The sequence below is a fragment of the Dyadobacter sp. BE31 genome (assembly GCF_031457695.1).
Lineage (GTDB): Bacteria > Bacteroidota > Bacteroidia > Cytophagales > Spirosomataceae > Dyadobacter.
On record NZ_JAVDXA010000007.1, the window covers coordinates 179,589 to 200,662 of the forward strand.

Below are 21,074 nucleotides of genomic sequence, written 5' to 3' on the forward strand. Positions count from 1 at the left end.
GCCAAAAAGTGCATGGCCGATTTTTGAAAAATATGAAAACTACCAAAGCCTTTATTGCACTTTCTATGGGATTTAGCTTGCATGCATTTGCCCAGGAAAAAGCGCTGGTAAATACTTCTCAAAGCAAGTTTGCAAAACTCCACGGCGCGGATATGACCGCCGTGCAATGGACGCAGGGTTTCTGGGCCGACCGTTTCAAGGTATGTCGGGAAACCATGGTGCCGCAGCTCTGGAAAACCTACACCGACCCAAATCTGAGCCATTCGTTCCGCAATTTCGAGATCGCCGCGGGTTTGGAGCCGGGCAATTTTAAAGGCCCGTCCTTCCACGACGGGGATTTTTACAAAACATTTGAAGCGGTAGCCAGCCTCTACGCAGCCACCAGGGACCCGAAGCTGGACGAACTGATGGACAGGACCATCGCAGTGATCGCCAAAGCGCAGCGTGAAGACGGGTACATTTATACCAAAGCCATTATCGAGCAAAAGCAGCAAGGGCAAGGCAAGATGTTTGCGGACCGGCTTAGTTTCGAAGCCTACAATTTCGGGCATTTGATGACCGCCGCCTGCGTGCACTACCGGGCCACCGGCAAAACAACCCTGCTCGACGTCGCCAAAAAGGCAGCTGATTTTCTTATTACCTTCTATCGTGCAGCCACGCCCGAGCAAAGCCGCAATGCCATTTGTCCGGCGCATTACATGGGTCTTTCGGAGCTGTACCGCACCACACACGATGAAAAATACCTCACGCTCGTAAAGCATTTGATCGCCATCAAAGGTGTCACCGAGGGTACCGACGATAACCAGGACCGCATTCCGTTTTTGAAACAGACCAAAGTAATGGGGCACGCCGTGCGAGCCAACTACCTGTACGCGGGCGTGGCGGATGTGTACGCGGAAACGGGCGACCAGGCGTTGCTCGCGCAGCTGCACGCGATGTGGGACGACGTTACCCAGCACAAAATGTACGTTACCGGTGGCTGCGGCGCGCTTTATGACGGCGTTTCGCCCGATGGCACGAGCTACAAACCCGACGAAGTCCAGAAAATTCACCAGGCATATGGCCGTGATTACCAGCTCCCCAATTTCACAGCCCACAACGAAACCTGCGCCAACATTGGCAATGTCCTGTGGAACTGGCGCATGTTGCAAATCACCGGCGACGCCAAATATGCTGATATTGTAGAGCTCGCGTTGTACAACAGCGTGTTATCAGGCATTAATCTCAAAGGGGATAAATTTTTGTATACCAATCCATTGGCCTACTCCGATGCATTGCCGTTCAAGCAGCGCTGGGAGAAGGACAGGCAGGCTTACATTTCGAAATCGAATTGCTGCCCGCCGAACACAGTCCGCACAGTCGCCGAGGTAAGCCAGTATGCTTACAGCCTTTCCGATGCGGGTATATTCTTCAATTTGTATGGCGGGAATAAGTTTCAAACAGCCATTAAAGGCGGTCAGCTGCGACTGACCCAACTGACTGACTATCCGTGGAATGGCAAAATTTCCATCACTGTCGACGAGGCGCCGAAAGATGCATTATCGCTGTTTTTCCGCATTCCAGGCTGGTGCAGCAATGCGAATTTGATGGTGAATGGTAAAAAGGAAACTGTAAAGCTTGCCTCGGGGAGCTACGCGGAGTTGAGAAAGGCGTGGAAAGCAGGTGACAAAATTGAGTTAACGCTTGATATGCCCGTCAAGTTAATCGAATCCAACCCATTGGTAGAAGAAACGCGCAACCAGGTAGCCGTCAAGCGCGGGCCGGTTGTTTATTGTGTGGAGTCCATTGATCTGCCCAAAGGCAAAACCATTTTCGACGTTGCCATTGCCGCCCGGAATAACTTCAAGCCTTCCTTACTAACCATCGAAAACAGTCCGGTAATGAGCCTGCAAGGCGATGCGGTGCTGATGGATAATGCTAACTGGGACAAAAAGTTATACCGAGAAGTGTCCGTTAATGCACCCAAAACCATTCCTGTGCGGCTCGTGCCGTATTACGCCTGGGGGAATCGGGGGCATGGGGATATGTCGGTTTGGCTGCCGCTGGTAAGGTGATGGGGTTATGCGTTATCGAGTAAAACGCCGGGGTCAATGCCAAGTTTATGGTAAACTGCCTTTAAAAATGGTACATCCGGCTCGCGTTCGCCGTTGAGGATTTGCGTAAGGTTTGCTTTTCCTAATCCAAGTAACTCCGCAAGGCCAGAAATTGTTAGGTTAAGTTCGAAACGCTTATGTTCAACCATTTCGGGAACTGATTTGTGCATTGGGAAAGGATAATGTATTGCTTCGTAAGCCTGAATGGCCAATGCAAGTATCTCTACCCGATCTGCTTCTTCGTCTGAAATATGTTCGTCGCCCTTTTTCATCAAATTATTAACCTCTTCAAGCGCATCCTCATACTCTTTTTCAGATTTTATAGCTTCCATATCTCTTTCTTATAGTTTAGACAAATCTACTTTATCATATTCCTCATGTGTTCCGATGAACCGGATGTATAAAGTCCGTTTCTTAAACAAAATCCGTGCAATAAGCCTGCACTTGTTGCCACCTATGTTAAAGACAAATAGAGCATTGCCAACTGAGTCAACCGAACCACATGTTTGCCTCACATCTGAGAATTTAGCCCAAGTAGCCTTTAAGGCCTCCTTGTACCACCTGTCTAGCGGATGTTCCAGTTCCCGATTTTCTGAACAAAACGCTCTGATCGCTTTGTGAGATATTACAACCACAAGTTTGCTGTATGAAGTTACAGCTTCAATTTTGAAAACTAGTGGTGTTCAGAACGAATTTTATGTCCAAGCGCCATCGCTCAATGAACCAACGGCATTTACTCACAACTCCCTCACCCAAATATTCCGAAAACTCACTCTACTCCCATGCTCCTGCAATTGCAAAGGCAGTTTAGCGTCATGGAATTGATACTTTGGATAGCCCTGATACACCATCGGTCCTTTCAATTCAACATGGTTTAAAATCAATACATTATTGTGGAAAACGGTCATGTAGGCCGGTTTCTCGAGGGTTTTGTCGGCACGGAAGACGGGTGCTTCGAAAACCACGTCGTAGGTCTGCCAGGTTTGGGGTTTGCCGGCGGCGTTGACGAGCGGGGCGTGTTGTTTGTAGACGCTGCCGGCCTGGCCGTTGTAGTAGATTTTGGTATGGTAATTCCAGGATTCGTAGATCTGCAATTCGTAGAGCCCCATAATGAGTACGCCGCTATTGCCGCGGTTGAAATCCTTGTCTTCGGATGGGTCTGGCGTGCGCCATTCGAGATGGAGCTGCATGCTGCCGAACTTCTGTTTGGTCCGGATGTCGGTGGCCTTCGGTACGATGGTAATTGCGTCGCCATCGGTTTTCCATTTTACCGGTGAGCCGTCAGGGTGTTCCCATTTGTTGAGATCTGACTGGCCGCTGAACAGCACAATGGCGTCGGAAGGTGGTTGGGTACAGGTTTCTCCCGGCGTCACGAGCGGTGGTCTAAACGACCAGTCTTCGGTGGCGGAGGGCGCGGGTAATTTCGCTTCTTTTTCGGATTGGGCGCTTCCCAGTGTGCTGATGCCCAGTACGAATACCCCGGTAAACAGGCTCGTTATGATGTGTTTACGCTGCGTGGCTGTCAATTCAAAATCAAGCATAAATCAGATAGTTGTGCTTATACAAAGAAATAATAGTACAATAACTCACTATTATTTTCAATTTTCTCTTTTTATTTTCTTTTATTTATGTAAATTTGCTTTTGATAAGTTTAAGCATTCTATTTGGGCTGTGAATAGGTTTATTTTTTGTCGGTATGTGACGAATTGTTTCTTTTCCATCTATTTTTAGGTAAAAAACAAAAGTTGATACAATGCTGGCAAATCAGAGAAGAGAGAAAATACTTGAACTGTTAAAAGAAGACGGCTCGGCAAAGGTGATTGACCTGGCCAGGCTTTTTAAAGTGACCGAGGTGACGATCCGGCAGGATCTGGATAAACTCGAAAAGGACGGCCTGGTGATCAAGGAGCACGGCGGGGCGTTTTTGAAGAATGTCGAAGACCAGGTGCGCAATTTTTCGCTGGCCAATCAGGAGAACCTTGATAAAAAGGAATTGATCGCGGCTAAATGTCTGGAATTCATTTCGAATGGCGACACGATTATCCTCGATTCGGGTTCTACCACGACGGAGATTGCGAAGAAGCTGCGGGGCAGCAACAAGCACTTGACGGTGATCACGAATGCGTTGAATATCGCATTGATCCTGGGTGCCGAAACGGGCATCGAGGTGATCATGACCGGGGGCGAGTTCAAGCCGCCTACCTTGTCGCTGACGGGCCAGAAAGCCGCCGACTTTTTCAAAGGTCTGAATGTGCAGAAGCTCTTCCTCGCCACAGCGGGATTGTCGCTGAAAGCAGGTTTGACGTACCCGAGTATCGCCGATCTGGTCGTGAAAAAGGCCATGATCGACGCAGCGGACACGACTTACCTCGTAGCGGATTCGACCAAAGTAGGAAAAAGCGCATTCGCGAGCCTCGGAGCGCTGTCGCTGATCGACTATATCATTACCGACGCGGGGATCGAGGAGAAGTTTCAGCAGCTGTTCCACGATAATGAGATTGAGTTGATCATTGCGGAATGATCTTGGGAGGAAAGGGAGGATGGAGGAAAGGGAGGATGGAGTTTGATTTGATACATTAAGCATAAGGCTTATAGCTTATAGCTTATAGCTTAAAGCTTATCGCCTTTAAACCATGAACATGAAAAGTATTGGAGTCATAATTGGTAACAGGGATTTCTTTCCGGACAGGCTGGTGGCCGAGGCGCGGGTGGAGATCGTTGGTTTACTTAAAAAATTGAATATCAATGGGATTATGCTCGATACCGAGGCTACAAAGCTGGGAGGCGTCGAGACGTTCCAGGATGCGCAGAAATGTGCGGCGCTTTTCCGGGCACATCGCGATGAGATCATCGGCGTGCTGGTGGTGTTGCCCAATTTCGGCGACGAAAGGGGCATTGCCGAAACGTTGAAACTGGCTGACCTGAACGTGCCGGTGCTCGTACAAGGTTATCCCGACGATCTGGACAAGCTGGACGTAGCCCGCCGCCGCGATTCATGGTGTGGCAAGATTTCAGCCTGCAACAACTTGTATCAATTTGGCATTAAATACACGCTTACCACGAAGCACGTCGTGCATCCGACCGACCCATCGTTCATTAAGGATTTGAATGATTTCGTAGCGGTTTGCCGGGTGACCAAAGGGTTGCGCAATGTGCGCATCGGTGCGATTGGCGCTCGCCCGGGCGGGTTCAATACGGTGCGGTACAGCGAAAAAATATTACAGCGCAACGGCATTTCAGTTGTGACGGTGGACCTGTCGGAAATATTGGGCAATGCCAATAAGCTTACCGTCCAGGATTCGAAGGTGAAGGAGCGTTTGGACAAAATCACTTCCTACGCCTCTCGCGGCCGCACGCCGGATGAAGCATTAATCCAAATGGCGAAGCTGGACGTGGTTTTGGGAGAGTTTATGGCGGCGAATGCATTGGATGCAACGGCCATCCAATGTTGGACTTCGGTGCAGCAGAACTACGGCTGCAACGTGTGCACGAGCATGAGCATGATGAGCGAAAACATGATGCCTAGTGGCTGCGAGGTGGATGTGACGGGTACATTAAGTATGTATGCATTGCAACTCGCATCGGGCTCGCCGAGCGCACTCGTGGATTGGAATAACAATTACGCCAACGACGATAACAAATGTGTGCTGTTCCATTGCGGTAACTGGGCGAAATCGTTTTTGCCGGATATCGAAATCGCGACGGCGCCGATCCTCGGCACTTCGGTGGGAGAGGAGAATACCTGGGGTGCATTGGCCGGTCGCACGCCTGCGATGCCGCTTACGTACGGACGCATCAGCACGGACGACCCGCGCGGGATAATGAAGGCGTATATAGGCGAGGGGCGTCTGACGGACGACACACTGAAAACATTCGGTAACCGCGCCGTGGCCGAGATTCCGAACTTGCAAAACCTGATGCAATACATCTGCCGAAATGGTTTCGAACACCACGTGGTAATGAATGCATCCAAAACGGCGGGTATTCTGAAAGAAGCATTGGGCAATTATATGGGGTGGGAATTGCAGGTGTTCGATGAACCCGCGCAGCAGCCCTACGCCACGCGCGTGCCCGACCGCGAACTCGTTTCGCAGAACTGAACCCTGAACTATCGGAAATTTACGAATACCGGTCGAGAGGCCGGACTAATGCTAGAAGTCATGTCGGAAAAGGAACTGGCGCAGAAATCGGTGGGGTACCGTAAGAAAATACTCAAATATATCTACCAGGCCAAGGCGGGTCATACCGGCGGAAGCCTGTCGTGTATCGATATTTTGAATGTGCTCTACAACCATACGATGAACGTCGGCCCTGGCACTTTCGATTCGCCCGACCGTGACCGGTATATTCAGAGCAAGGGACATACGGTGGAAGCATTATATGTAGTGCTGGCTTCGCGCGGCTTCTTTCCCGAGTCGGATTTGGAAACGCTTTGCAAATACCAGTCGCATTACATTGGCCACCCGACCCGCAAGGTGCGCGGTGTGGAGCAGAATACCGGCGCATTGGGCCACGGACTTTCGCTGAGCGTCGGTACCGCCATTGCCGGCAAGCTCGATAAGCGCGATTACCGCGTGTTCACGGTCCTGGGCGACGGTGAGTTGCCCGAAGGCTCCAACTGGGAAGCCGCGTTGTCGGCCTCGCATTACAAGCTGGACAACCTTTGCGCCATTTTAGATAAAAACACCCTGCAAATCTCGGGCCCTACCAGCGCTGTCTGCAACACCGACCCTGTCGACGAGAAATTCGAAGCATTTGGCTGGGCAGTGCGGCATGTCGACGGGCACGATATCGGCGAACTGATGGCGGCATTCGATGCATTGCCATTTGAAGAAGATAAGCCGAGCCTCATCATCGCGCATACCGTAAAGGGCAAGGGCGTGAGTTACATGGAAAATCAATTGAAATGGCATCACGGCGTACCTGACAAACAGGAGTACGCCGATGCGATACAGGAGCTGGACGCGCTGGAAGTAACGCTTGCCTGAGCCGTTCCGGGAAACCTGACATTGAATTAAAATCGACGAAATAGTGGATGCGACTATCGAGAACATTGCTGTGAGCCAGCGGGCTAATCTGGAAGTTTTTTCAGGTACATTGCAGCACCTCGCCCAAACCGACAGGGACATTATCGTGGTAACGAGTGACTCGCGCGGTTCCGGCAAGCTGGTGCCGTTCGGGCAGAAGTTCCCGGAACAGATCATCGAGGTAGGTATTGCGGAGCAGAACCTCGTGGGGGTCGCGGCGGGCCTGGCCTCTGCGGGCAAGAAGGTTTTTGCGGTTTCGCCTGCGTGCTTTCTCACGGCGCGCGCATTGGAGCAAATCAAAAACGATGTGGCTTATTCCGACAACCCGGTGAAACTGATCGGCATCAGCGCCGGCGTGAGCTACGGTGCATTGGGCTCCACACACCACAGTTTGCACGATTTCGCGGTTCTGCGCACCATTAATAACCTCATTGTGGTAGCTCCGGCGGATAATTTCGAAACGGAGCAGGCCGTTCTACTCGCTGCTGAAACCGATATGCCGGTCTACATCCGTTTTGGCAAAAAACAAATGCCTTTGCTTTCCGAAGAGGAAAAGACATTTGAATTCGGAAAAGGACGCGTCGTGCGTGAGGGAAGCGATATGACGATCATCGGTACAGGTGAAACGGTAGCTCCTGCATTGCTGGCGGCAGATAAGCTCGAACGCGAGCATCATATCTCGGCCACGGTGGTGAGTATGCACACGATCAAGCCGCTCGATTACGATCTTTTGCGAAATATTGCAGCTTCCGGCCAGCCAGTTGTTACGGTGGAAGAGCATAGCGTTTACGGCGGTCTCGGCGAGGCTTGCGCTTCGTTTTTGATCCAGAATGACTTTCATAACCGGTTCAAAATCATGGGTATTCCCGACGAATACACGGTTACCGGCTCCCAAACGGAGATTTTCAATCATTACGGTATTTCAGAAGGCGGTATTGCTGCTGCGGCACTTGGCCTTGTCAGATAAGCGGCTGCTCGTGTCAGTGTAAACGAGCGGTTAATTAGTCGTTGTAAAATCAGGTGTTTTTCAAATAGGGTTATTTGGTCAAAATTTATGAAACTGATAAGACAAGTGTTCTGTGGTGCCGCGCTGCTATTGAGCGGCTTTTCCGGGGCTGACCTCGCGCAGGCGCAGGACGCGCCGGATGCACCCAAGCGTCGCGTGCTGGTGCTCACAGACATCGAAAACGAGCCGGACGACACCCAGTCGATGATCCGGTTTTTGACCTATTCCAATCAATGGGACGTTGAAGGCCTCGTAGCCACGACTTCCATTCACCAGCAAAAACGCGTTGCGCCCGAAAAGATCAAGCAGCTCATTGAGGCCTACCGGAAAGTGCGTCCTAACCTGCTTCTGCACGAAAAGGGCTACCCGGAGGCTGACTACCTGATTAGCATTACCAAAAGCGCCTACCCCGATTTCGGGCTGAATGCGGTAGGCAAGGGTAAGGACTCGGAAGGTTCGGAATGGATTATCAAGGTAGTTGATAAAAAGGACGATCGTCCGGTATGGATTCCTGTCTGGGGTGGCGCTAATTGCCTTGCGCAGGCGCTTTGGAAAGTGAAAATGACGCGCTCACCTGAGGATGTGAAGAAATTTGTATCCAAAATCAGAATGTACACGATTTCGGACCAGGACGATACCGGTCCGTGGATCCGCAAAAACTTCCCGGACGTTTTTTATGTGGGTAGCCCTGGTTACCACGCGGCGGGTGCTTACCATTATGCCACCTGGTCGGGCATTAGCGGCGACAAGTTCCACGGCCGTTTCGCAGGTGCCAATTTTGAAATCGTAGACAACCCCTGGCTCGACGAGCACGTTCGTAGCCATGGTCCGATGGGCAAGGAATATCCTTTTACCAAATTCCTCATGGAAGGCGATACACCGTCGTTTTTGGGTTTGATTAACAATGGATTAAATGACCCCGAGCATCCTGAGTACGGCGGCTGGGGCGGACGGTACGAGCTTTACACGCCACGCACGCTCAAATATTTCTATGAACCCGAAACCCGGCCCATCTACACCGACGCGATGGACGAGGTGAAAGGCACCGACGGCGCTTACCACACCAGCAACAAGGCCACATTATGGCGCTGGCGCGAGGCATTCCAGTACGATTTCGCGGCTCGGATGGACTGGACGATCAAACCCTATAAAGACGCCAACCACCCGCCGAAGGCCGTTGTGAAAGGCGGCACGCGCATCAATGCGAAAGTGGGTGAGACCGTGCTGCTTAGTGCCGAAGGCTCGCAGGACCCGGATGGTAACGCATTGAACTACGAATGGATCTATTACCCCGAACCGGGGAGCTACAATATCAAAGAATCGCTCGGCATTAAAGATATAAAAGCAGCGCAGACGTCTTTTGTGGCTCCGAAGGTGGAAAAACCGGAGACGATCCACATAGTACTGGCTGTGACCGACGGCGGTTCGCCCGCGCTGACGCGGTACCAGCGCGTGATCGTGACCGTGTACCCATAGCCGCGATCATCAATGCGGCGCCTAAACCCATTGCAGCATGAAAATCAGCATACATTATCGGATAGCACTTTTTTGCATCTTTTTCGGGATTGGATTTATTGGTTGTAAAACAAAAGAATCCGAAGACGAGCCGAAGAAGATCGCAATCGTGGTGTCGACGCTCAATAATCCTTGGTTTGTTTTCCTCGCACAAAAGGCCGAGGCGAAAGCGAAACAGCTCGGTTATGAATCCAAAATTTTTGATTCCCAGAATAATACCGCACAGGAAACCGACCATTTCGACAATGCGATTGCCTCGGGTTACGACGCCATCTTGTTCAATCCTACGGATGCCGATGGCTCCATTGTGAATGTGAAGAATGCGGTCGCGGCCGGCGTGCCGGTGTTTTGTATGGATCGGGAAGTAAATGCGAACGGGGCTGCTACTTCGCAAATACTGTCGGACAGCTATTCGGGCTGCGTGGCGATCGGCAAATACTTCGTGGAGACATTGAACAAGAAAGGTAAATACGTCGAAATCCTCGGGATGGTGGGCGATAACAACACCTGGAATCGCTCGAAGGGCTTCCATAGCGTCGTGGATTTTTACCCGGGATTGAAAATGGTCGCTCAGCAAAGCGCCGATTTCGACCGGAATAAGGCTATGGAGGTGATGGAATCCATCCTGCAAGCGCACCCGGATATCGACGGGGTGTTCTGCGGGAACGACGCCATGGCCATGGGTGCTTACCAGGCATTGGTGGCTTCCGGAAAAGCCGATCGCGTGAAAGTATTCGGCTTCGACGGTGCCGAGGACGTCGTAAAATCCATTCGGGATGGGAAAATACTAGCCACCGGAATGCAGTTTCCTGAGGTAATGGCGCAGACCGCCGCCACATTTGCCGATGCATATTTCAAAGGGAAACGTGATTTTCCGGGTAAAATGCCGGTAGCCGTGGAGCTGGTGAAGAAGGATAATGTCGAAAATTATGCCGCTTACGGCGAAAAAGAATAGCTATGCCCAAACCGATCCGATACCTGCTTTACGTAGCAGTGATTGCATTACTGGCTTATAATTCGGTCTATTTCAAAAAGCTGGATGAAGTGAAGGCCGGCACCGGGGCATTTGATGCTGCCGGTTATGCCAAAGATTTCTGGGCAAAAAAGCTGATGCCGGGCTTGCCGAAAGCGGTGGAGTTGGGTGCATTGACCGCGCAGCTTAAAACTGAAAAAGACAAGGCTTTTGAACAACATTCGCATGCGTTGGGCATTGGTAACATCGGCTATTTTCTGGTGAAAGGGAAGGGGACGGTGACGGATGTGAGCGAAAATGAAGTGTCCGTTGCACTCTCGGTAGGAGGTGAAGGGGCGGGAAATGTGCGCATTGCAACTGAATACATTTTCGGCAATGCAGTCCGTGATGCGTCGGGAGCGATCGATATCAATGCATTCACCAATTCCATGGATTTCAATAATGTATCGGCGGAGATCAACAAGCTGATCCGCAAGAAGGTTATACCGCCATTCAAATCCAACGTGCAAAAAGGCGACCGCGTGGCGTTCCACGGCGCCATCGAACTGAACCGCGGGCATTTGCAGCTGAATAGCATCGAAATCATCCCGGTAAGTCTCCAAATCGAAAAGCCATGACGGACACAGCAACCTTGTTGGAAGTGAAGCATATCACGAAGCGGTTTCCGGGCGTGATAGCGCTGGATGACGTTTCGCTGTCGATCGAAGCGGGCAAAGTAACCGCGCTGATCGGCGAAAATGGCGCGGGGAAATCGACATTAATGAAGATACTATCAGGGGTTTATCCTGATTTTGAAGGAGATATTTACTACAAAGGCGAAACGGCCAGGTTTGCCGGACCGAAAGATGCCCAGCAGCAGGGCGTAGTGATCATTCACCAGGAACTCAATTTAATTCCCTATTTAACCATTACTGAGAACATTTTCCTCGGCCGGGAGCTGGTGACCCAGTACGGCACGATGGACAAGGGCCGCATGCGCAAGCGTACGCAGGAGCTGCTCGACCGTTTGAAACTGAAAGCGAGTCCCGATTCGCAGGTTTTTAAACTGAAAGTGGGTCAGCAGCAGATCGTCGAAATTGCCAAAGCATTGCTCACCGACGCCGAACTGATCATCATGGACGAGCCCACTTCGGCGATTACCGGTGCGGAAGTTGAGGTTTTATTCGATATTATCTCCGATCTCAAAACCCAGAACAAGGCCATTGTATACGTTTCGCACAAGCTCGACGAACTGTTCCGCATAGCCGATAATTACGTGGTGCTGCGCGATGGTAAAAGCATTGAATCAGGCGAAATGGCGGGTATGACGCAGGACCAGCTGATCAGCAAAATGGTAGGGCGGAAAATAGAAGTGATGCGGAAAACCAACGACCGCGGCGCTTGTGAACCGTTGCTGGAAGTGAAAAACCTGAACCTGAAAAGTCGCGTGAAGGCAGGTAATGTGCTTAGCAACGTCTCTTTTAATATCGGTAAGGGGGAAATTGTCGGGCTTTTTGGCCTGATGGGTGCCGGTAGGACGGAACTGCTGGAATCCATTTTCGGATTGCATCCGGCGCATTCAAGTGGGCAGGTGCTCATTGGCGGACAATCCACTTGCTGCGATTCTCCCGCGCGTGCCATCGCGGCCGGGCTCGCGCTCGTACCCGAGGATAGGAAAAAAGATGGATTGGTGCTGGGGCTGGGCGTGAAGAATAATATCAGTCTCACCACATTGGAGGAAATGGAAAGTCTCGGCACGCTGAACGAAGCCAAAGAGTGCGAACTGGCCGATCACTACATTAGTGAGCTGCGGATTAAAACGCCCTCCAAAGAGCAGAAAGCCCGAAACCTGAGCGGCGGTAATCAGCAGAAGGTCGTGCTCGCCAAATGGCTGGCCACGCGTCCCAAAGTGCTCCTGCTCGACGAACCGACCCGCGGCATCGATATCAACGCCAAAACGGAGATTTACAAACTCATCATCCGGTTAGCCGACGAAGGGTTGGGTATCCTGGTAGTGTCTTCGGAGCTACCCGAGATTCTGGCCATTTCCGACCGGATCCTGGTAATGTCGGAAGGGCGCATAACCGGCGAATTTTCAGCGAGTGAAGCGTCGGAAGATAAGATTTTGAAAAAAGCTATAAGCTCTATGCAGTAGGCTCAAAGCTCTGCTATACTTCGGCTATCGGCTATCAGCAGTCGGCTTTACAATTGATATAAATGTGAAAGAGTAATATTCTAATGTTACAAAACATGCGTGAAATAACGAGTTACGAGCGTACCGGTGCTTCGCAGAAATCGCCGAAAGCCGACGGCCGACAGCCGACGTTAGGAAGCGGTCTCCCGTTTGCGAGATTCCAGTCGCTCATCGCACTATTTCTCTTGTGCCTTGCATTAAGTATCATGTCGGACAAGTTCCTGACGTTTTCGAACCTCTGGAACGTGATGCGGCAGATTTCGGTCAATATCTGCATTTCTGTGGGAATGACTTTGATTGTGCTAACGGCGGGAATTGACTTATCTGTTGGCTCGGTGTTGGCATTATGCGGTGCTATTACGGCGGGTTTACTCAAAAACGGTATTGAAATACCTGCTCAAAACCTGTATATCGGATTCACCGTACTCGGCGCGATTCTCGCGGGTGGGCTGACAGGTTCGGCTTTGGGCGCATTCAATGGATGGGCGATTACGCGTTTCAGCGTGCCGCCATTTGTAGCCACGCTAGCGATGCTGACCGTCGCGCGGGGATTGACCATGCTCTGGACCGGTGGCTTTCCGATCAGCGGGCTGGGGGATACCTTCCTCTTTATCGGTACGGGCTGGTTCCTGGGCATTCCGGTGCCGGTTTGGATCTCCATCGTGGTGGTGGCACTGGCCGTTTTCCTGACCGACAAGACGCGCATTGGCCGCTACATTTACGCCATCGGAGGAAATGAGAGTGCCTCGCGGTTATCGGGGATCAATGTCAATAAAGTTAAAATCATCGTCTATACCATTGCCGGAGCGCTCGCAGCGGTGGGCGGGATCATGGTCACATCGCGCCTCGACTCCGCCCAACCCAACGCGGGCATCAGCTACGAACTGGATTCGATTGCAGCCGTCGTCATAGGAGGTACCTCGCTCTCCGGCGGACGCGGGAGCATTCTCGGCACCGTGCAGGGCGCGATCATTATCGGGGTGTTGAATAATGGTTTGGTACTGTTAAATGTCTCACCATTCTGGCAGCAGGTAGTGAAGGGGCTGGTGATTTTGCTGGCGGTGATTATTGATAAGTCGAATGGGAAGGGGGAGTAGGGGGCTCAGTGAGTTTTTCCTAATTCAAATGTACTGTTGTTCATGTGGGAGAAGAGCATTTTGAGAGCTTGCTTGGTCAGGCGGTTGTATGGGGTTCCTTGGGTAGGATGCACTTTCGTTGCATCCACGTAGGTAATGAGATGACACCTTATTTGTGAAGTACCTCTACTATTCGTGCTTTGGAGCATTGAGTTGTCCAGTTTGAATGTAAAGCGATCGTAGACATTGTTGGAGGACATCATAGCGCAGACGTAAATGCTATCATGATGGTAAACTTCGGTACAGGATAAGACAACCGCTGAATGAGTGAGATATCGTCCCGTCGATGGCATAAGAAAATCAAATGAGACAATGTCGCCGGGATGGAAAGGCATGTTACTATAAGTGTGAATTGAGGGATATGACGGTGGCATAATGAAGCGCTTCACGGAGCTCCGGATCCGTTGGTATTACGGGTAAATGTTCTGTTTGCTTTAAATGCAATTTTGCTTCCAGATCATATACTGCCAGTTCGTGCTGTCGGAATGCAATGCTCAAAGCCGGGTTTTGAATTTTTTCAATTGCGTTATCCATTTTGACCAATTCCGGCAACATGCTTTGGATGAAGGCCATTCCCTTTTTTACCTGCTCGTCGTCCATTTGCTTGACCAGTGTTATCTGTTGTTCGATAAACTTTGTGTCGTGCATGATGTTCGCTGCTATGCGCAAGCTGATCCAGTTAGATGGCGATTTTGCAAATAACTTGATGAAATGTGCAATCCTCGCGACGAGTGAAGTCCTTTTTGCTCCAATTTGTATTGTATTGAAGGTTACTACTGCCATGACTGCGAAGTGATTAGTTAATGTAAAACTACCTTGTAAAGTGCTTCATTGCAAGTCAGTTGCGGCGCGGTTTTGCGGTCAATTAGCAAGGGCTTCTCATGAATGTTCAAACGGTTGGATTCAATGCATGAACCGGAGGCTGTGAATTGATCCGGGTTTCAGTGTGATCGACTGCGTGATGCCAGGCGAAAAAAGGATGAATATGCGCTGGGCCTGAAAGACAATACCCGCACCCTGAAAAATTTGAAGCGGCAGGTAAAGCATCATGGGTGTTTTTGCATTGATTATCTGTAAATTATCGCATTCACTCAAAATTTGTGCAATGCGAGACCATGAACCGCTTATCGACGAACTCCTGGGACGTTTCAGGCAGGAAATCGGTGCCGACCTTGAAAAGTATGCCAACCATGTTCACCGGGTTTTCGAGACCTGTGTTATGCGGGATACCGAACCTGCTAACCGTCATAAATATGCTATCGCAGCCGTGTTTCACGATATAGGCATCTGGACAGCCCGCACGATCGACTACCTTCCGCCTTCTCTGGAACAAGCCGAGCATTACCTGAATACCACGCAAGGCGGTGCCGGTGCTGCCGAAATCGCCGCCATGATATATTGGCACCACAAGATCCGGCCTTATCATGGAGCATTTCCCGTAACCGTCGAAACGTTTCGGAAAGCGGACTGGACCGACGTGTCGCTGGGCCTGCTCACATTCGGTTCCGACCCGCAAATGCTTCGTCGTCTGCGCAGGAAGTTTCCCAATGCCGGGTTCCATTGGTTTTTAATACGCAAGATCAGCGCCAATTTTTTGCGCCATCCGTTGAACCCGCTACCGATGTTTAAATCTTAATGAGGGTCTTGGCGTATAGGGCTGGCGTTAGCTGGCCGTGTATAATTGTTTGAAGATTAAATGAGATGGATGGTAGTAAGAATGTAGCCGGGGCTGCTTTTTGTCTGCATACCTGGCTAAAATTCATTCGTTTTCATGAAGCCTTTCACCCGTCCGGAACTCCGTCCGGCCATGTATTTGGAAGAAGAGCAGAAGCTGTGGCGCGAAATGCTTGCCGGGGATGTCACTGCCTATGAACAACTGATCGACCGGACTTACGACCTCCTTTTTCACTACGGAACGAAGTTTAACAGTGACGGTGAGTTGATTAAGGACTGCATTCAGGATGTGTTTCTGGGTGTTTGGGAAAAGAGAGATGCATTGAACCCCGAAATTCCGCCGAAGCCCTACCTGCTTGCTTCGTTACGCCGTCGCCTGCACCGGCTTGCGTCGCGCCTGCGGATGGATTGCATGGATTACTACAATGAAACGGATATCGTTTTCGACCTCGAATTCAGCGCCGAGTACCAGTTGATTGAATCTGAAAACGACCGCCTGCTGGCCTCCCGGATGACGGAAATGCTCAATGAGCTTCCCAAACGGCAAAAGGAAGCTATTTTTCTGCGTTTTTACAATGATATGGAGCGTGAAGAGATCGCACTGGTAATGGACATTCAGCCCCAGTCCGTTTCCAATCTGCTGCAAGAAGCATTCAAGTTTATCAAATCGCATTGGAAGGCCATAGTTTCGCTCGTCCTGGCCCTGCCGTTTTGATTTTGAAATACCTCATTTAAAAAATTTCAAAAAAAATCAGAAAAATACAGTATCCCGAAACGGGAGCGGTCTAATGGTGTTTGAAAAAGCTAAATTTTAAACATGGACCGTTATCGCGATTTCAGTTTGGGGGAGTTTGTCTGGGATAAATCGTTCCGCAACTGGGTGCTGAACCCCACGCGGGAAGACGACGAAACCTGGCAAAACTGGCTCGCTGCGCATCCCGATAAACGCGAAATGGTGGAACGCGCGAGGCAATTGGTCTTGTCCATCCGACCCGCTAACGCATCGCTCAGCAACCCCGAAAAACGGAAAGCGGTGGAGCGGATCGTGGAGAGGCTGGAAACGAGGAACCTCAACCGTGCCGAAGAAGGGCATTCGCCCTGGTACGCGGGCCGGGTGGTGCGCATTGCCGCCATGCTGGTGCTGTTGGCGGGATTTGGCTGGCTATTCTGGCTGCGTCACCAGCAGCCTGAGGTGATTGGCTACGACCAACTTGTGGCCGCTGCGAAAGTGGAAATGCGTGAAGTAGTGAATACTACGGCGAGGCCGCTACCCGTCGACCTTGAAGACGGTAGCCGCATTACGCTCGATCCTGGCAGCAGGATCAGTTACCCTGCGCATTTCAAAGGAACACCGACCGGTAGCGGCAGGCGGGAAGTATTTCTTTCGGGAAAAGCATTTTTCGACATTGCCAAAGATCCTTCCAGACCCTTTTTTGTGTATGCCAATGAGTTGGTAACCAAGGTTTTGGGTACGAGCTTTACGGTCAGGTCCTTTGCCAATGAGCAGGAGGTTTCGGTCGCTGTGAAAACCGGAAAGGTGGCCGTGTTTTCGAGGGAAGATCCCGATGCGGCCGACAAGCAGAGTTCCCGGGAGCTGACGGGCATGGTGATCGAGCCCAATCAGCAGGTGGTATTGGTACGCAAAACCGTCAAAATCACCAAAAGCCTTGTTCCTGAGCCGGAAGTAGTGGCCGAGGCTGGCCCAGCACCGCATTTTGAGTTCGACGAAACACCTGTGTCGGCCGTGTTCAGCGCGTTGCAGAGCGCTTATGGTATCGATATCATTTACGACAAGAACGTCATGGACGAGTGCCCCATTACCGCCACGCTCACCGAAATGTCGCTTTACGAGAAGCTCGACCTGATTTGCAAGGCAGTGGATGCCAGCTACAAGAGCATTGATGGGCGGATTGTGGTGGAAGGAAAAGGTTGCAGAAATAACTAAATAAAAAGCCGGCCCATGCGCCAACATGGCCGGCTCGGATATCCTCAGTGGTTAGCAGACCGTCACATCTCATGCAAATGGGATGAGGAGGAAGATTTTGCCAAGTTTCAATTAACAAAACCGTTTAAATTTATGAAAATACCGGTACAGTTCCATCGTAAATGGTTAGTTCTTATGCGGATAAGCGTCGCGCAATTGGTAATGTCGGTTTGGCTGGTCGCGAATGCGTTCGCGGCGGATGTGCGCGCGCAGGAACTGCTCAATAAGCGCATCAGCCTGCAAGCCCAGGACCTGGAAGTGAAGAAAGTCCTGCACCAGATCGAAAAGCAGGCCGGGGTCCGGTTTATTTTCAGTTCCAAAATGATCCAGTCGGGCCGGAAAGTGACGATCCAGCAATCGAACCAGGAGCTTTCCAAAGTGTTGGAGGAGTTTCTGGTGCCGTTGGGGCTTACCTATGAGGTTTCGGGTAAAAATATTGTGATCCGCCCATCGGAAACGCCGAAATGGAGCTCGGGTGAGCCGGAGGCTTCGGTGAAAAGCGGTTTGCAGGCAGGTACTGAGGTCACCATCAAAGGCCGGGTGACGGATTCGGAAAGCAAGGAGCCTTTACCCGGTGTGAATATCCTTGTCAAGGGTACGCAAACGGGCACGTCCACGGACGCCAACGGGAACTATACCCTGGTGGTCGACAATGCGAATATCACATTGATATACAGCTTTGTAGGTTACGAACCGCAGGAAGTGCAGGCCGGCAGCCGTACGGAGATCGACGTTGCCCTCAAAACCGACCAGAAATCGTTGGAAGAGGTGCTTGTTGTCGGTTATGGTACTGTCAAGAAAAGCGATATTACCGGTTCCGTTGCGTCCGTGAAATCGCAGGAACTGACCGCTTATCCGGCGTTGGGGACTGTTCAGGCATTGCAGGGCCGTGCGGCAGGTGTGCAGATCCAGGCCAACAACGGCGAGCCGGGTTCGTCTTTCAAGGTGCGGATCCGCGGAGGAACCTCCATTAATGCCAGCAGTGACCCTATTTATGTAGTCGACGGGTTTGTAGGCGGTACATTGCCTCCGCCCGAGGATATCGAGTCCATTGAAATCCTGAAAGATGCTTCGGCAACGGCCATTTACGGATCTCGCGGCGCCAACGGCGTGATCATGGTTACCACCAAGAAGGGGACCTCGGGTAAACCCCGCATCGATTTCAACACATCCATTTCCAGCCAGAAGGAGATCAATCGCCTCGATTTGCTCAATGCGCAGCAATTCCTCGCCTATGTGCAGGAGGCGAGGCCGACGATCGTTTCCCAAGGTGCCGATACGGACTGGCAGGACGAGATTTTTCGCCGCGGCGGTATTCAGAACCACCAATTGTCGGTAGCAGGCGGCAGCGAGGCGGTGAAGTATTACGTGTCGGGTGCCTATTATGATCAGAAAGGCATTATCCTCAATTCGGGGTACAAGCGGTATTCGGTGACGAGTAATATCGACATCAACGCCACCAAGAGGCTGAAATTGGGCCTGAACCTGTTTGCACAGCGCGTGTCGCGCCAGCAGTCGCGTACGCAGGAGGGCTCGGGCGGGCTTACCCCCGGCGTCATGTCGGCGGCGCTGAAATTCGAGCCCGATCAGCCGATCCGCGATGCCAATGGCCGGTTTACGGTGGGGCGCCTCAGCGATCCGATCGATAACCCGTATGCGATTGCGACGCAGCTGCAAAACGAGTCGCTGGCCGACCGTATCCAGGGCAACCTTTATGCAGAATACAATATTCTTAAAGATCTGAAATTCAGGGTAACGTTGGGTGCGACCACCAACAGCGGCCGTACGGGCACATTCACGCCCACGACTTTGAACGACGGCCGCAATGTAGGCGGAGCGGCAACGGTGAACGGCTCGAAAAGTACTTTGCTTTTGAATGAGAACTATTTGACCTACAATAAAAAAATAGGCGCGTTACACGATTTGTCGGTGATGGCGGGCTATTCCTACCAGAAATCATCCAGCGAGACCTGGGGTGGTTCGGGGCAGAATTTTATCACGGACGCCGTTTCTTACTGGAACCTCGGAGGCTCATCGGTATGGCAAAGCCCCAATTCGGGGCTGACGGAGTGGGTGCTGGCATCCTATTATGCCCGGTTGACCTATTCTCTGGCCGACAAATACCTTTTCACGGCCAACATTCGCCAGGACGGTTCGTCGAATTTCAGCAGGAACCACAAATGGGCCACGTTCCCGTCAGGTGCATTTGCCTGGAAAATGTCGAGCGAGCCATTCATGCAGAACATTTCCGCGATCAGCCAATGGAAATGGCGTGTGAGCTACGGATTGACGGGTAACCAGGCCATTGAGCCGTATCAAACGATGGCGCGTTTCTCGAACGTGTACGCGATCATCAATGGCACGCCGGTAAATGCGGTCCGTCCGACCACCGTCGCAAACGACGATCTTACCTGGGAAACGACGCATCAGTTCGATGTGGGAGCGGATGTGAGTTTCCTCAACAACCGCATTAACCTCGTGGCCGATTACTACCGGCGTGTTACCAAAGATTTGCTGTTCAGCGTGCAGCTGCCGCAGTACTCGGGTTATACCAACCAGTTGCAGAACATCGGCGAAGTCGAGAACAAGGGTATCGAGTTTACATTGAATACCCGCAATCTGGTGGGGGCTTTCAAATGGAGCACGGACATCAATTTTTCTTTAAACAGAAATAAAATCCTGAAACTACCCGCAGGAACGGACATTCTATATGGTTCGGCGCCAGGCCACATGGTTGGGATGGGGCAGACGCAGGTCCTGCGCGAAGGTTATCCGGTAGGCAGTTTTTATGGCTGGATCTACGACGGCGTGTATCAGGAGGGCGATAGCTTTATTCCGGGCGGCGGCTTTGAGACGGTTGCAGGCGGGGAGAAGTTCAGGGATATTAACGGCAAAAAGGACTCTAACGGCCAGCTTACCGGGGAGCCCGACGGCATGCTGAATAGCGACGACCGCACCATTATCGGTAACCCGCACCCGAAATTCACCTGGGGTATGAACAACGATTTCAGTTACAAGGGATTTGATCTGAATGTGTTTTTCCAGGCTTCGAAAGGCAACGACTTGCTGAGTTATACTTTGATGGAGCTCAACCTGCTTTCGGCGATCAATAATGCAACTACCGAGGCATTGAACCGCTGGACGCCAACCCATACCAATACCGACGTGCCGAAAGCGGCGGTAGGCCGTACTCGGAGGGTATCTACGAGGTGGGTCAAGGACGGTAGCTTCGTCAGGATGAAAAACCTGGCTATCGGCTACAATTTTCCTAAACCAGTGCTGGAAAAGCTCAGGATCAGCAAACTGCGCATTTACGCCAGCGCGCAGAATATCCTGACGTTCACCAAATACAAGGGCTACGATCCGGAAGTGAACTACTCGTCGGACGGCAATACCGACAGCAACCGTAACCTCGGCCTCGACTACGGCAGCTACCCGAACGCAAAATCGTACACCATTGGCCTCAACCTCGGTTTTTAAGCATTAAACGGAC

Annotated in this window: 19 protein-coding genes; 14 read left to right on the forward strand and 5 right to left on the reverse strand. The window is 51.3% G+C overall.

The window, feature by feature from the left end; all coding sequences use genetic code 11:
• Positions 1-32: 32 nt before the first annotated feature.
• Positions 33-2,054: a glycoside hydrolase family 127 protein gene (locus J2Y43_RS28605; RefSeq protein ID WP_309990639.1), complete on the forward strand. Its 2,022-nt coding sequence runs from the start codon at positions 33-35 to the stop codon at positions 2,052-2,054.
• 5 nt (positions 2,055-2,059) lie between these two features.
• Here J2Y43_RS28605 and J2Y43_RS28610 read toward each other — a convergent pair whose 3' ends face one another.
• From J2Y43_RS28610 to J2Y43_RS28620, 3 genes are all read right to left on the reverse strand, one after another.
• Positions 2,060-2,425, reverse strand: a complete 366-nt coding sequence (locus tag J2Y43_RS28610) for a helix-turn-helix domain-containing protein (RefSeq protein WP_309990642.1) — start codon at positions 2,423-2,425, stop codon at positions 2,060-2,062.
• A 9-nt stretch (positions 2,426-2,434) separates the two neighbouring features.
• Complete coding sequence (locus tag J2Y43_RS28615; protein WP_309990645.1) at positions 2,435-2,728, reverse strand: type II toxin-antitoxin system HigB family toxin; 294 nt, start codon at positions 2,726-2,728, stop codon at positions 2,435-2,437.
• 102 nt (positions 2,729-2,830) lie between these two features.
• Positions 2,831-3,634: a DUF1080 domain-containing protein gene (locus J2Y43_RS28620; protein WP_309990647.1), complete on the reverse strand. Its 804-nt coding sequence runs from the start codon at positions 3,632-3,634 to the stop codon at positions 2,831-2,833.
• A 212-nt stretch (positions 3,635-3,846) separates the two neighbouring features.
• Between J2Y43_RS28620 and J2Y43_RS28625 the strand changes: the two genes are divergently transcribed.
• The 9 genes from J2Y43_RS28625 (at position 3,847) to J2Y43_RS28665 (ending at position 13,884) form a co-directional block, all read left to right on the forward strand.
• Positions 3,847-4,614 carry a DeoR/GlpR family DNA-binding transcription regulator gene (locus J2Y43_RS28625; protein WP_106596458.1) on the forward strand — a complete coding sequence of 256 codons (768 nt, stop codon included), beginning with the start codon at positions 3,847-3,849 and terminating at the stop codon, positions 4,612-4,614.
• A gap of 118 nt (positions 4,615-4,732) precedes the next feature.
• The gene (locus tag J2Y43_RS28630) at positions 4,733-6,193 is read left to right on the forward strand and encodes an L-fucose/L-arabinose isomerase family protein (protein ID WP_409014507.1); all 1,461 of its coding nucleotides are present in this window, start codon (positions 4,733-4,735) and stop codon (positions 6,191-6,193) included.
• A gap of 60 nt (positions 6,194-6,253) precedes the next feature.
• Positions 6,254-7,081 carry a transketolase gene (locus tag J2Y43_RS28635; protein WP_309990655.1) on the forward strand — a complete coding sequence of 276 codons (828 nt, stop codon included), beginning with the start codon at positions 6,254-6,256 and terminating at the stop codon, positions 7,079-7,081.
• Between the two features lie 43 nt (positions 7,082-7,124).
• Complete coding sequence (locus J2Y43_RS28640) at positions 7,125-8,087, forward strand: transketolase C-terminal domain-containing protein (RefSeq protein WP_309990658.1); 963 nt, start codon at positions 7,125-7,127, stop codon at positions 8,085-8,087.
• 87 nt (positions 8,088-8,174) lie between these two features.
• Positions 8,175-9,602: a nucleoside hydrolase-like domain-containing protein gene (locus tag J2Y43_RS28645; RefSeq protein WP_309990660.1), complete on the forward strand. Its 1,428-nt coding sequence runs from the start codon at positions 8,175-8,177 to the stop codon at positions 9,600-9,602.
• 37 nt (positions 9,603-9,639) lie between these two features.
• Positions 9,640-10,596, forward strand: a complete 957-nt coding sequence (locus J2Y43_RS28650) for a D-ribose ABC transporter substrate-binding protein (protein ID WP_309990663.1) — start codon at positions 9,640-9,642, stop codon at positions 10,594-10,596.
• 2 nt (positions 10,597-10,598) lie between these two features.
• Positions 10,599-11,231: a DUF2291 domain-containing protein gene (locus J2Y43_RS28655; RefSeq protein ID WP_309990666.1), complete on the forward strand. Its 633-nt coding sequence runs from the start codon at positions 10,599-10,601 to the stop codon at positions 11,229-11,231.
• Positions 11,228-12,748, forward strand: a complete 1,521-nt coding sequence (locus J2Y43_RS28660; RefSeq protein ID WP_309990669.1) for an ATP-binding cassette domain-containing protein — start codon at positions 11,228-11,230, stop codon at positions 12,746-12,748. Before J2Y43_RS28655 ends, J2Y43_RS28660 begins: the two co-directional genes overlap by 4 nt.
• A gap of 245 nt (positions 12,749-12,993) precedes the next feature.
• Positions 12,994-13,884 (forward strand): ABC transporter permease, encoded by an 891-nt coding sequence (locus J2Y43_RS28665; protein ID WP_409014515.1) that lies wholly within the window; start codon positions 12,994-12,996, stop codon positions 13,882-13,884.
• A gap of 5 nt (positions 13,885-13,889) precedes the next feature.
• On the opposite strand, the gene J2Y43_RS33660 is transcribed toward J2Y43_RS28665, so the two are convergent.
• Together J2Y43_RS33660 and J2Y43_RS28670 are read right to left on the reverse strand one after the other, a co-directional pair.
• Entirely contained in the window at positions 13,890-14,297 is a 408-nt protein-coding gene (locus J2Y43_RS33660) for a type II toxin-antitoxin system PemK/MazF family toxin (protein ID WP_409014508.1), read from the reverse strand.
• A complete protein-coding gene (locus J2Y43_RS28670) occupies positions 14,263-14,706 on the reverse strand; it encodes a hypothetical protein (RefSeq protein WP_309990675.1) in 444 nt (147 codons plus the stop codon). Before J2Y43_RS28670 ends, J2Y43_RS33660 begins: the two co-directional genes overlap by 35 nt.
• A gap of 322 nt (positions 14,707-15,028) precedes the next feature.
• Between J2Y43_RS28670 and J2Y43_RS28675 the strand changes: the two genes are divergently transcribed.
• From J2Y43_RS28675 to J2Y43_RS28690, 4 genes are all read left to right on the forward strand, one after another.
• Positions 15,029-15,559: a hypothetical protein gene (locus tag J2Y43_RS28675; RefSeq protein ID WP_309990679.1), complete on the forward strand. Its 531-nt coding sequence runs from the start codon at positions 15,029-15,031 to the stop codon at positions 15,557-15,559.
• A gap of 135 nt (positions 15,560-15,694) precedes the next feature.
• Complete coding sequence (locus J2Y43_RS28680; RefSeq protein WP_309990682.1) at positions 15,695-16,312, forward strand: sigma-70 family RNA polymerase sigma factor; 618 nt, start codon at positions 15,695-15,697, stop codon at positions 16,310-16,312.
• 102 nt (positions 16,313-16,414) lie between these two features.
• Positions 16,415-17,542 carry a FecR domain-containing protein gene (locus J2Y43_RS28685; RefSeq protein ID WP_309990685.1) on the forward strand — a complete coding sequence of 376 codons (1,128 nt, stop codon included), beginning with the start codon at positions 16,415-16,417 and terminating at the stop codon, positions 17,540-17,542.
• Between the two features lie 201 nt (positions 17,543-17,743).
• Positions 17,744-21,061: a TonB-dependent receptor gene (locus tag J2Y43_RS28690; protein WP_309991359.1), complete on the forward strand. Its 3,318-nt coding sequence runs from the start codon at positions 17,744-17,746 to the stop codon at positions 21,059-21,061.
• The last annotated feature ends 13 nt before the right edge of the window (positions 21,062-21,074 follow it).

Coding starts and splice junctions, on each gene's coding strand:
- J2Y43_RS28610 (WP_309990642.1), bottom strand. CDS start 2,425: ATGGAAGCTATAAAATCTGAAAAAGAGTATGAGGATGCGCTTGAAGAG.
- J2Y43_RS28605 (WP_309990639.1), top strand. CDS start 33: ATGAAAACTACCAAAGCCTTTATTGCACTTTCTATGGGATTTAGCTTG.
- J2Y43_RS28680 (WP_309990682.1), top strand. CDS start 15,695: ATGAAGCCTTTCACCCGTCCGGAACTCCGTCCGGCCATGTATTTGGAA.
- J2Y43_RS28685 (WP_309990685.1), top strand. CDS start 16,415: ATGGACCGTTATCGCGATTTCAGTTTGGGGGAGTTTGTCTGGGATAAA.
- J2Y43_RS28675 (WP_309990679.1), top strand. CDS start 15,029: ATGCGAGACCATGAACCGCTTATCGACGAACTCCTGGGACGTTTCAGG.
- J2Y43_RS28655 (WP_309990666.1), top strand. CDS start 10,599: ATGCCCAAACCGATCCGATACCTGCTTTACGTAGCAGTGATTGCATTA.
- J2Y43_RS28645 (WP_309990660.1), top strand. CDS start 8,175: ATGAAACTGATAAGACAAGTGTTCTGTGGTGCCGCGCTGCTATTGAGC.
- J2Y43_RS28690 (WP_309991359.1), top strand. CDS start 17,744: ATGTCGGTTTGGCTGGTCGCGAATGCGTTCGCGGCGGATGTGCGCGCG.
- J2Y43_RS28630 (WP_409014507.1), top strand. CDS start 4,733: ATGAAAAGTATTGGAGTCATAATTGGTAACAGGGATTTCTTTCCGGAC.
- J2Y43_RS28625 (WP_106596458.1), top strand. CDS start 3,847: ATGCTGGCAAATCAGAGAAGAGAGAAAATACTTGAACTGTTAAAAGAA.
- J2Y43_RS33660 (WP_409014508.1), bottom strand. CDS start 14,297: ATGCCACCGTCATATCCCTCAATTCACACTTATAGTAACATGCCTTTC.
- J2Y43_RS28620 (WP_309990647.1), bottom strand. CDS start 3,634: ATGCTTGATTTTGAATTGACAGCCACGCAGCGTAAACACATCATAACG.
- J2Y43_RS28650 (WP_309990663.1), top strand. CDS start 9,640: ATGAAAATCAGCATACATTATCGGATAGCACTTTTTTGCATCTTTTTC.
- J2Y43_RS28635 (WP_309990655.1), top strand. CDS start 6,254: ATGTCGGAAAAGGAACTGGCGCAGAAATCGGTGGGGTACCGTAAGAAA.
- J2Y43_RS28660 (WP_309990669.1), top strand. CDS start 11,228: ATGACGGACACAGCAACCTTGTTGGAAGTGAAGCATATCACGAAGCGG.
- J2Y43_RS28665 (WP_409014515.1), top strand. CDS start 12,994: ATGTCGGACAAGTTCCTGACGTTTTCGAACCTCTGGAACGTGATGCGG.
- J2Y43_RS28670 (WP_309990675.1), bottom strand. CDS start 14,706: ATGGCAGTAGTAACCTTCAATACAATACAAATTGGAGCAAAAAGGACT.